Here is a 10,954-nt window from a genome sequence, read left to right on the forward strand (position 1 = left end):
TTTTATGGGCAGTTGATCCTCCACCTAACTTCTTTGCTTTCGCTGAATTTTGAGGTGAGGGTCTTACTGCCCATTAAAGCGGGATAAAAAAATAGGAGATTTCCATATGGAAATCTCCTATTTTTTACTTAATGATTTGCCTGCAACACGCTCAAATAAACCTGGGAATAGGGCATACAGTTTCGGACCAATGCCCATCCACTTCGGTAAGTTTACTTCACGCTTTTTCGTTTGCATCGATTTTACGATTTGCTCTGCTACATATGTTGGTTTTAACATGTATCGTCCCATATTTTTTACGTATGTACCGGATTGATCAGCTATTTCAAAAAAGTTCGTATCTATCGGACCTGGATTAATCGCTGTTACGAAAACATTTGTATTAGACAACTCCATGCGTAAACTATTCGTAAATCCTAATACTGCATGTTTCGTCGCTGCATACGCACTTGATTTCGGAGTTGCAATTTTCCCAGCAAGTGAAGCAATATTAATAATATGCCCTTCGTTTCTTTTCACCATATAAGGTAGTACCGCTTTCGTACAAGCTACTAATCCAAATACATTTACTTGGAACATATCTTTCACTTCATCCATTGATGCATCTTCAAACGTTTTAAAAATACCAAATCCCGCATTGTTTACTAATATATCAATACGTCCCACTTCTTGTAATACCTTTGAAAAAACAGATTGTACTTCCGTCTCTTCACTTACATCTAATACATAATAATAGCAAGGCGTATTATAAGTTTCTTTAATTTTGTCCGCTAACGCTTTTAATTTCTCTTCTGTTCTAGCCATTAATACTGGAGTCGCACCCAGCTCTGCAACTTGCATTGCAACTTGCTCTCCAATTCCACTAGAAGCACCTGTAATGACGATTACTTTATTTTGTAAACGTCCCGTCATTGCTGTCACCTACTTTGCATAATAAATCAATTGTTGCGAAGATTCATCAATCATCACTTGTTGATTATATGCTAAAAAGTCTAATTGTCCAACAGTTTCTGAAATAGTAAGTGGCAATTGCTCCTTATATAATACCGGAAATAGTTTTACACATACTTCAAATGCTGTCATTGGTTTTTCCTTTAATAACTCAAGCACTTTAAAAGCACGTGTTTCTTGCTTTTGTAATCTCGTTTCAATAAGTTGTTTCACATTTAGTACGTCTTCTCCATGTCCTGATAAAATGCGTGAAATATTCATTTCACTTAAACGCTTTAACGTTTGATTATATTGTAATAACGGGCGTGCCCTTTCTGTTTGTCCTTCATATGGTGGTTCTAATATTGGATTCGAAGAAATATGACTAATGAGAGCATCTCCTCCAATTAGTATTCCATCAGATTCTCTATATAATGAAATATGAGTGGAAGCATGACCTGGTGTTTCAATTACTGTAAATCCAGGCATTGAATCAATACAATCTCCCTCTCTCACAGTATGCGTTAATGATCTATTACAAGAATATTTCAGTGTCTTTGTCGTCAATAATGCCTCGTCTTTCAAAAATGCTGCTGGAACACCAAATTGCAAAGCAGTCTCTCTAAAAAACTCATGATACCACTTTAAAAATTCTGGATTTTGTGTGATCCAAGGCTCGTTCCAAGGATGCCCAATAATGTTCGTCTTCTCAGAAAATATATTTAAAAGCCCACAATGATCCGCATGATGATGTGTAATGACTACTGTTTCAATATCTTCTATCGTATATCCTAATGTACCTAATTGCCTTTCTAACGCATTTCTTGCCTCTTCTGTATTCGTCCCTGTATCAATTAATGTTAACGTCTCCCCCTCAACTAAAAACACATTCACAGTTTCAACTGCAAATGGCACAGGAATCTCCATTCGGTGAATCGCCGTCATGCTTAGCCCCCCTGTCTCTTTCCGGTTCAAAAATGAATACTTCTTCAGTTTACAACTTCTATATATATTTGTCATTATTTTCAGATAAAAAGAGGTGTTTCCTATAAAAAAACGAATGTATGTACATTTATAAGAATTTCTAACCAAATTTAAAGGAGGAACATCATGTCCATTCAAAACATTTCCTTTCTCGGTGCAGGCTCTATTGCTGAAGCTATTATTGGTGGCTTGTTACATGCAAATGTTGTAAAAGGCGAACAAATTACTGTAAGTAATCGCTCTAACGAGACAAGGTTGCAGGAGCTACATAACAAATACGGCGTCAAAGGTACACACAATAAAAAAGAACTACTTACTAATACAAATATTCTTTTTCTAGCAATGAAACCGAAGGATGTCGCAGAAGCGCTTATCCCTTTTAAAGAAGACATACATAATAACCTGCTTATTATTTCGTTATTAGCAGGTGTTTCTACTCACTCGATTAGAAACCTACTTCAAAAAGACGTTCCGATTATTCGTGCAATGCCAAATACATCTGCAGCTATTTTAAAATCAGCTACCGCTATCTCACCTTCAAAACATGCAACAGCGGAACATATTCAAACTGCCATAGCTTTATTTGAAACGGTCGGTCTCGTCTCTGTTGTAGAGGAAGAAGATATGCATGCTGTCACTGCATTATCTGGAAGTGGGCCTGCTTATATTTATTACGTAGTAGAAGCGATGGAAGAAGCTGCAAAAAAAATCGGTTTAAAAGAAGATGTTGCAAAGTCAATTATTCTTCAAACGATGATTGGTGCTGCTGAGATGCTAAAAGCAAGTGAAAAACACCCTTCTATTTTGCGAAAGGAAATTACTTCTCCTGGTGGAACGACCGAAGCAGGTATTGAAGTATTACAAGAACATAAATTTCAACAAGCACTTATTTCTTGTATTACACAAGCAGCGCAACGATCACATAATCTTGGGGAAACATTAAAACAACTAACAAAAGAAAAATAAAAAATGGGGCTCAATCTTACTTGAGCTCCATTTTTTTATAAACATATATTGTTTAGTTATTAGCCTTCCCAAAAATCTCTTCTTGCAGACGGCGACCAGTCGGTGTTGCTGCAAGTCCACCTTCAGCTGTTTCACGAAGTGCTACTGGCATCGTTTGTCCGATTCTAAACATTGCCTCAATTACTTCATCACATGGAATTGTACTCGTTACACCAGCTAATGCTAAATCAGCTGAAATCATCGCATTTGAAGCGCCCGCTGCATTACGTTTTACGCAAGGTACTTCTACAAGCCCTGCAACAGGATCACATACTAAACCAAGCATGTTCTTTAATGAAATTGCCATCGCTGTAGCTGCTTGATCTTGCGTTCCACCAGCCATCTCAACTGCAGCTGCAGCTGCCATACCACTTGCTGAACCAACCTCGGCTTGGCATCCTCCTGCCGCACCAGAAATACAAGCGTTATTCGCAACAACCATGCCGAAAGCTCCTGCTGTAAATAAGAATTCAATCATTTCTTCACGTGTAGGCTGCAATTTTTCCCTTAGTGCAAATAGTACACCTGGCACTGTTCCAGCAGACCCTGCTGTTGGCGTTGCACAAATAATTCCCATCGCTGCGTTTACTTCATTTGTTGCAACAGCTTTACTCACTGCGTCCAAAATCGTATCTCCAGATAAGCCTTTTCCGCTCTTCATATACGCTTGAACTTTTACAGCATCTCCACCAGTTAAACCAGTTGGTGATTTCACTCCGCGAATACCACGTTCTACTGCTTGCTCCATTACGACTAAGTTCTTTTCCATACCAGCAATTACTTCTTCACGTGAAATACTTCTTGTTTCCATTTCACATTGAATCATAATTTCTGCGATTTTTACATTTTGTTCTTTAGCTTGCGCCACTAGTTCCGCTGCGTTCCGAAACATGGTGTGTCCCCCCTGCAATTATTCCATAATAGTTACTTGACAAATATTTTGTTGCGCGTTTATTTCTTCAATCACTTCATCTGCTAATAATTCATCTGTTTCGATGACCATAAGCGCTCTTCTTCCTTTTTCTTTACGAGAAACACTCATTGTACTAATGTTAATCTCGTGTTTTGCAAGGATTGAAGCTACTGCTGCAATAGCACCGAAGCGGTCGTTATTTACAATAAGTAGTGCTGGACTCGTGCCTGTTAATTGAAGATCGAATCCGTTTAATTCTACAACTTCAATTTTACCGCCACCAATTGAGCAAGCAACAACTTCAATTTCTTCTTCACCTTTATACAAACGAATTCTCGCTGTATTTGGGTGAGGTGCATTTGCATCTTCTTCAATGAATTCCACTTCAATTTCGCGCTCTTTTGCTATGTCTAGCGCCTCTGGAATACGTAAGTCATCTGTTTCAAACCCTAATATCCCACCGATCAGTGCTACATCTGTACCATGCCCACGATACGTCTTTGCAAATGATCCATATAATGAAATGCTTACTCTTTCTGGTTCATGACGAAACAGCTGGCGAGCAACTTGCCCCATTCTTGCTGCGCCTGCTGTATGTGAACTTGATGGACCAATCATAACTGGACCAATAATATCAAATACTGAGCGATACTTCATCATAACTCCCCCTAAACCTCTATGAAAAAATTTTTACTATTCTATTAAGCTACCAAATCGGTTGCTTTTCCAGTTGTACTACGAATTTATTCCGCTGTACGAATTGGATCGTTTTTGAATCACAGTGAAACAATATATCCTGAAATAATACTAGTGACCATAATAAATAAGAAACTTCGCATTACCTTCATTTAAAAATAATATAAGCTAATCCACAATAAAGTCTGGTAGCAATCCAAAGTTTAACACAGAACCACTTACAAGGATAGCATATAATTAGTAGGGATTTTATCCATCCCACTGATTATTAGCCCGCAACTAGCGGATAAATTATAATCTGCCCTCATTATAGCTTGTTTTTAATAAAACGCTTACTTTTATTGAATTTTAAAAGTTCTGAATAACGGTCCGTTTTTGCTATTTGTATCACTCATATGTCGTCTGACTTATATAACAGTTTTTTAAAATAATTGATACTATGTAGTTTCATCCTATATCTTCACATCATTAAAACTTTCTGTTTCATCCCATATAAGTATAAAATGATAACAGTTTTATTTTTAATTTTTTTTAGAAATAAAAAAATGGCAACCTCTTGTCGCCATTTTTTCATACCATTATTATCTTTCCACTGGAAATGATTTCAAATCTGTAGCTATTTCTGTATTAGAGAATAACTCTCTTGCCTCTTTCAATAATTCTTTATATGTATCTCCTTGATAACGAGAACTAATATGAGTCAATATTAAACGTTTTGCATTTGCCTGAAGCGCAATACTCGCAGCTTGCTTAGATGTGGAATGAAAATAATCATACGCTTGTTGTTCATCTTCTGCCGCGAAAGTTGCTTCATGAACAAGTACGTCAGCGTCTTGTGCTAGCTCTCTACTCGCTTCACAATATCTTGTATCACCTAGAATAGTAATAACTCTTCCCTTTTGAGGTGGGCCGATAAAATCTTTTCCGTTTAGTATCGCACCATTTTCTAATTCAACTACTTCTCCATCTTTTAAACGTTTAAAGAGTGGACCTGGTTTCACACCCATCTCCATTAATTTATCAACTAAAAGGGCACCTTGTATATCTTTCTCTATAATACGATACCCAAAACATTCAATACCATGTGACAATCTTTTCGTTTCCACATGAAATTCATTATCTTCAAACACAGTACCTTCTTCTGTTATCTCAACAATTTCAAGTGGATATTTTACATGTGTCGTACTTACTGATAATGCCACTTCAATAAATTGTTTAATTCCTTTTGGTCCATACACTGTTAAAGGTGTAGTCCCTCCTTGAAATGAACGGCTTCCTAATAAACCAGGCAAGCCAAAAATATGATCACCATGTAAATGCGTAATAAATATTTTTTCAATGCGGCGTGGGCGTACTGATGTATGTAATATTTGATGTTGCGTCGCCTCACCACAATCAAATAACCAAGTCTGTCCTCGTTCTTCTAACAATTGCAAAGCAATTGCTGAAACATTCCTTCCTTTCGAAGGAACACCTGCACCAGTTCCTAAAAATACAAATTCCACTTTCTTTCCTCCAGCTCTTTATATAATCTATCTTTCATCTTACGGAATGTTATTTCAAATGGCAAATCGAATTTACATAACCAATCATCTAGACAACTATATAACACGAACATTATACTCGAAAAACTTAGCTATCGTTCGTATTTTATGTTAAAATGATTATACTACATTTTAAGGGAGCGTTTTATTATGAAAGAAGCATTTCGTTTACAAACTGATTTTTCATCTTCATTTGATCGCTGGGTAAGTTCTTTCGTGTCAGATCACCCAGCACAATTAGAATGGACGACTTTGAAAGAATTAATCCATGAATATACAACAACACATACAAATGATTCGTTACCAACATATATTTCTTCAGCTTTAACATATTACGCACAACGCGTTTCAACAACAAACAGTTCAGAAATTGTTATTTTTGAAAATGCTACAATCTCATAATCTATCATAAAAAGCACTGGTTACAGTGCTTTTTTATTTATACTTATTTAACAAATAATCATATTCCGCCCAAAAATCTGTATATATACTTCGATCAAACCCATCTAAAATTATCTTTTCACTTGATTTATTCAATAACTCTTTTGCTTGTAGTGCAAAAGAAACAATTAGTTTTCTATAAAGTGAAACTTTAATCAGTGGGGGTTTTCTTCATCCCCCCACTGATTATTAGCCCTCACCAATCGGACTTTTATGGGCAGTTGATCCCCCACCTAACTTCTTTGCTTTCGCTGAATTTTGAGGTGGGGGTCTTACTGCCCATTAAAGCGGGATAAAAACTTTATAGTAAAAAATCTCATAATTAATTTTAAAAATAAAAGGTGCCATGATATTTACAGCCTCATGACACCTTCTACATAAACTTATTTTCTAATTTTTGCTGAAAAGACTTTTCTTGCTTACGTAATAATTGACTACCTCGTTGTAAAATCGGCATTCCATACTTATCATTAATTTGATCAATGACAGCAAGTAGCGGCTCTTCTTTCGCATCTTCTTCAAATGAAAACAAATCTAATTGTTTCACCGATTCTGTCTTCCACTCTATTTCAGTAGCTGTCACACCTAGTAAACGAACGGAATCACCGTCCCAATGTTGCTTCCATAAACGGGATGCAGCCTGAAAAATATCTCGTTCTTCCCAAATGGCATTTTTCAATTGCTTACTCCTCGTTACTGTGCGCCTATCATGATATTTAATCATAATTTGAATATTATAGCTGACAAGGGTTCGCTTTTGTAATCTTTTACTCACCGACTTGGATAAACGTTCTAACATATCAAGTAATTCTTTCTCTTCATCCATATCCTTCGAAAAGGTCATCGAATTACCAACGCTTTTATGTTGTCCCATTTGACTCGGGTCTACTTCCCTATCATCTACACCTTTTGCCCGCCTTTGTAAATCAACACCATGCTTTCCAATTTTAGCGCGAATGATATGTTCGTTCCCTTTTGCTAACTGCTCAATTGTTTGTATATGAATATCGTTTAATTTTTCAGCCGTTTTTTCTCCAATTCCATGCATCGCTCCAACTGGAAGTGGCCAAATCATTTTTGGAATATCTCGTTTTCGAAGTACGGTAATACCGAGAGGCTTTTTCATATCAGAAGCTGTTTTTGCTAGAAAAAGGTTTGGAGCAATTCCGATGCTACATGGAAGCTGTAACTCTGTTAATAATGCTTGTTGAATCATCTTTGCTATTTCAAGAGGCGAACCAAGTGCGTAGCAATCTGTAATATCTAAATATCCCTCATCTATAGAAACTGGTTGTATTTTTTCCGTGAAACGAGAAAGGATTTGAAACATTTGAAATGAAGCTTCACGATATAATGTAAAATTAGGGCGCCTTACAACTAATTGCGGGCATAACCTTTTCGCTTCCCAAAGAGGCATCGTCGTACGTATCCCATATTCCCTCGCCTCATAACTACATGTTATGATAATTCCTTTTCTTTCTTTTTCATTTCCTGCAACCGCTAACGGCTTTCCTTGTAATGATGGGTCATGAGCAATTTCAACAGATGCGAAGAAACAATTCATATCTACATGTAAAATAACACGACCCTTTTTCGGATACATTTCTCGCATAGTACTCACCCCTAATCAGAACGTTCGTTCTTTCATTATATCAAATTTTGCATAATATTTATAATAATTACTTGTTCTTTTCCTTTTATACATTCGATATAATTTACACAAAATGGATATAATTGTAAGAAGAGGTGATTATATTAATCATTGCCATTAATTATTTACTACTCCCTATTTTCAATATTAATACGTTTGGCTTCTTCCCTCGCTTAGTCATATAGCAACAACTTATATATTGCCATGGATTTTCTTGTATTGGCTGATTCGCCTTGTAAAAACAATTGAATCAAAATAAAAAGCGTGTAAATCAATTGTGATTTACACGCTCTTCTATTATATTACTTCGCTACTTCTTCAATAATAGCAACAACTAATTCTGCTGTTTTCGCTAATTCTTCAACAGGAATCTTTTCGTTTGTTGTATGAATTTCTTCATAACCAACCGCTAAGTTAACTGTTGGAATACCATGTCCTGCAATTACGTTTGCATCACTTCCGCCACCACTTTGATGAAGAGAAGGTGTACGACCAATTTTTTCAGCTGCACGTTTTGCAACTTCTACAACGTGATCGCCATCAGCAAATTTAAATCCTGGATACATAACGTTTACTTCAACGTCTGCTTGACCGCCCATTTCTTTTGCAGTTGTTTCAAATGCTTCTTTCATTTTCGCAACTTGTACTTCCATTTTTTCATTGATTAAAGAACGTGCTTCTGCAAAGATTTGTACATGATCGCAAACGATATTCGTTTGTGTACCACCTTCAAAACGTCCAATATTTGCAGTTGTTTCAGAATCTATACGACCAAGTGGCATCTTCGCAATTGCTTTCGCTGCGATAGTAATTGCAGATACACCTTTTTCTGGTGCTACACCAGCGTGAGCTGTTTTCCCGCGAATAATCGCATTCACTTTCGCTTGTGTTGGAGCTGCAACAACGATTTCACCAACTTTTCCATCGCTATCTAATGCGTAACCGTATTTCGCTGTAATGCGCTCACGATCTAATGCTTTTGCACCAACAAGACCAGATTCTTCTCCAACTGTAATAATAAATTCAATTGTACCATGAGGGATATTTTTCTCTTTTAAAACACGGATTGCTTCGAACATAGATGCTAATCCTGCTTTATCATCCGCACCTAAAATTGTAGTACCATCTGATACGATATATCCATCTTTAATAGAAGGCTTAATTCCATTACCAGGAACTACTGTATCCATATGAGAAGTAAAGTAAATTGTATCAACACCCTCTTTTGTTGCTGGTAATGTACAAATTAAGTTACCTGCACCATGCCCAGTAACAGCCATTGTGTCATCTTCAAATACTTCTACACCTAAATCTGTGAATTTCTTTGTTAACACTTTGCAAATTTCTGCTTCAAATTTCGTTTCAGAATCTACTTGTACTAATTCCATAAATTCATTTACTAAACGTTCTTGATTAATCATAAGACTGCGCCTCCTGCACTACCATTATGTATGTAACACTATTAATTATAACAGAATTTCGCAAAAGTTTCGAAATACAAGACAAAAACAGACGGTTTATATGTCTAGATAACCATCTGCTTTCTATTACTCATTTAACAATACCCAGCGCATATGATCTTCCCACACTCCGTTAACCATTAACATCTTCCTAGACACGCCCTCATATTGAAAACCTATCTTCGTCACGACTTGTATAGATGCTAAATTTCGCGGCATAATCGGTGCTTCTATACGATGTAATTGAAATTCCTCAAAAGCAACTTGAATTGCTTTTCTAAGCGCTTCTGTCGTATAACCTTTGTTTAACTCTGCCTTATCTAATTTATAGCCGAGTACACAAGATTGATAAATTCCGCGAACAATTAAATTAAATGAAATACATCCAATTATTTTCGTATCATCACCCTTTTTAAAAATCCAAAGCCTGATGATTTTCCCTTCTGCGAACTCTTTTCTATCCTTTTGTAACTTTTTCTTCTGATAATCTAACGTAAAAAAATCATCCGGTCTATACTCTTCCCAAGCTTTTAAAAATTCACGATTTCTGTCGTAATATTGAAGAACTTTTTCAGCATACGACTCATCGATTTCCCTTAAATGTAAACGATTTGTTTCATATATTTTCATCATCGTATCTCCATTCTTCAGCTTGCATAACAAAAAACTTGTAATCTATCATTCTTATATATTCTCTACATACATACAAATTTCCTGTTATACTTTACACGCACTTCTCGAATTTTGTCATTTCTCTCCCCTTGTCCACAATATCATTTCTCGTTACAATGATATTGTACTGATTTGCAGGGAGGCTTAACGATGCATAAAAAAGCTCAAAAAGTTATGATTTATGTAATGCTAATTTCTATGCTTGTAACAACATTACTTGCTGGTGCGAGTATGTTTTGGTAAAAAGGACGATTTGTTCGTCCTTTTTTTACTTTTTACACATAACATAATAAAATAAACCATCTCGATATCGAGATGGTTTATTTTATATAAAGCACAATCGCTACAATACTAAAGGAAAATGACATTACAAGTGCTATTATAAAACTTGTATATTGTTTCTGCTGAAATGCTCCAATAACAAAAGTAAGATTGAGTAATGCCATACATACAATTGCTACAAGATATGAACATATATTAAAAGTTGCCAATATGAATGTAATAACAAATAGAAATCCCATAAAAAATTGCATATACGAAATTTTTGGATTCAAGTACATATGAGCAACCCCTTTACCTATTTTTTATCTTTCTATACTTTCATTAACTCATGGTTATGTACACATGTCAAGACAACTTATTGCATATGAAAAAGCCA

The 10,954-nt window shown here is 36.0% G+C and carries 12 protein-coding genes and 1 pseudogene; 3 read left to right on the top strand and 10 right to left on the bottom strand.

The features are described from left to right. Positions 1-117: 117 nt before the first annotated feature. Together KI369_RS06255 and KI369_RS06260 are read right to left on the bottom strand one after the other, a co-directional pair. Entirely contained in the window at positions 118-912 is a 795-nt protein-coding gene (locus tag KI369_RS06255; protein WP_212955416.1) for an SDR family oxidoreductase, read from the bottom strand. A 9-nt stretch (positions 913-921) separates the two neighbouring features. Beyond that, positions 922-1,875: an MBL fold metallo-hydrolase gene (locus KI369_RS06260; RefSeq protein WP_087956880.1), complete on the bottom strand. Its 954-nt coding sequence runs from the start codon at positions 1,873-1,875 to the stop codon at positions 922-924. 165 nt (positions 1,876-2,040) lie between these two features. Between KI369_RS06260 and proI the strand changes: the two genes are divergently transcribed. Continuing rightward, entirely contained in the window at positions 2,041-2,880 is an 840-nt protein-coding gene (proI, locus tag KI369_RS06265) for a pyrroline-5-carboxylate reductase ProI (protein ID WP_212955417.1), read from the top strand. A gap of 52 nt (positions 2,881-2,932) precedes the next feature. On the opposite strand, the gene sdaAA is transcribed toward proI, so the two are convergent. The 4 genes and pseudogenes from sdaAA to rnz form a co-directional block, all read right to left on the bottom strand. Further along, on the bottom strand, positions 2,933-3,811 hold the full coding sequence (gene sdaAA / locus KI369_RS06270) for an L-serine ammonia-lyase, iron-sulfur-dependent, subunit alpha (RefSeq protein ID WP_212955418.1): 879 nt from the start codon (positions 3,809-3,811) through the stop codon (positions 2,933-2,935). A gap of 18 nt (positions 3,812-3,829) precedes the next feature. Next, the gene (gene sdaAB, locus KI369_RS06275) at positions 3,830-4,489 is read right to left on the bottom strand and encodes an L-serine ammonia-lyase, iron-sulfur-dependent subunit beta (protein ID WP_048531003.1); all 660 of its coding nucleotides are present in this window, start codon (positions 4,487-4,489) and stop codon (positions 3,830-3,832) included. A gap of 78 nt (positions 4,490-4,567) precedes the next feature. Continuing rightward, a pseudogene (locus tag KI369_RS29440) lies at positions 4,568-4,765 on the bottom strand (hypothetical protein); the annotation flags it as partial. Positions 4,766-5,109: 344 nt separating this feature from the next. After that, entirely contained in the window at positions 5,110-6,033 is a 924-nt protein-coding gene (gene rnz, locus KI369_RS06280; protein ID WP_212955419.1) for a ribonuclease Z, read from the bottom strand. A gap of 189 nt (positions 6,034-6,222) precedes the next feature. On the opposite strand from rnz, the gene KI369_RS06285 reads away from it, so the two are divergent. After that, positions 6,223-6,474, top strand: coding sequence for a DUF3932 family protein (locus KI369_RS06285; protein WP_000656495.1), 252 nt, complete (start codon positions 6,223-6,225; stop codon positions 6,472-6,474). Between the two features lie 412 nt (positions 6,475-6,886). Here KI369_RS06285 and KI369_RS06295 read toward each other — a convergent pair whose 3' ends face one another. The 3 genes from KI369_RS06295 to KI369_RS06305 form a co-directional block, all read right to left on the bottom strand. Next, positions 6,887-8,125 (bottom strand): DNA polymerase IV, encoded by a 1,239-nt coding sequence (locus tag KI369_RS06295; RefSeq protein WP_212955420.1) that lies wholly within the window; start codon positions 8,123-8,125, stop codon positions 6,887-6,889. 341 nt (positions 8,126-8,466) lie between these two features. After that, positions 8,467-9,585 carry a tripeptidase T gene (locus tag KI369_RS06300; RefSeq protein WP_212955421.1) on the bottom strand — a complete coding sequence of 373 codons (1,119 nt, stop codon included), beginning with the start codon at positions 9,583-9,585 and terminating at the stop codon, positions 8,467-8,469. A gap of 126 nt (positions 9,586-9,711) precedes the next feature. Then, entirely contained in the window at positions 9,712-10,257 is a 546-nt protein-coding gene (locus tag KI369_RS06305; protein ID WP_002008488.1) for a GNAT family N-acetyltransferase, read from the bottom strand. Between the two features lie 189 nt (positions 10,258-10,446). Here KI369_RS06305 and prli42 point away from each other — a divergent pair, with 189 nt between their 5' ends. Next, positions 10,447-10,539, top strand: a complete 93-nt coding sequence (prli42, locus tag KI369_RS06310; protein ID WP_000549038.1) for a stressosome-associated protein Prli42 — start codon at positions 10,447-10,449, stop codon at positions 10,537-10,539. A 77-nt stretch (positions 10,540-10,616) separates the two neighbouring features. Here prli42 and KI369_RS06315 read toward each other — a convergent pair whose 3' ends face one another. Next, the gene (locus KI369_RS06315) at positions 10,617-10,856 is read right to left on the bottom strand and encodes a DUF3894 domain-containing protein (protein ID WP_016135324.1); all 240 of its coding nucleotides are present in this window, start codon (positions 10,854-10,856) and stop codon (positions 10,617-10,619) included. Positions 10,857-10,954 lie beyond the last annotated feature (98 nt).

It is taken from the genome of Bacillus sanguinis (assembly GCF_018332475.1).
Lineage (GTDB): Bacteria > Bacillota > Bacilli > Bacillales > Bacillaceae_G > Bacillus_A > Bacillus_A sanguinis.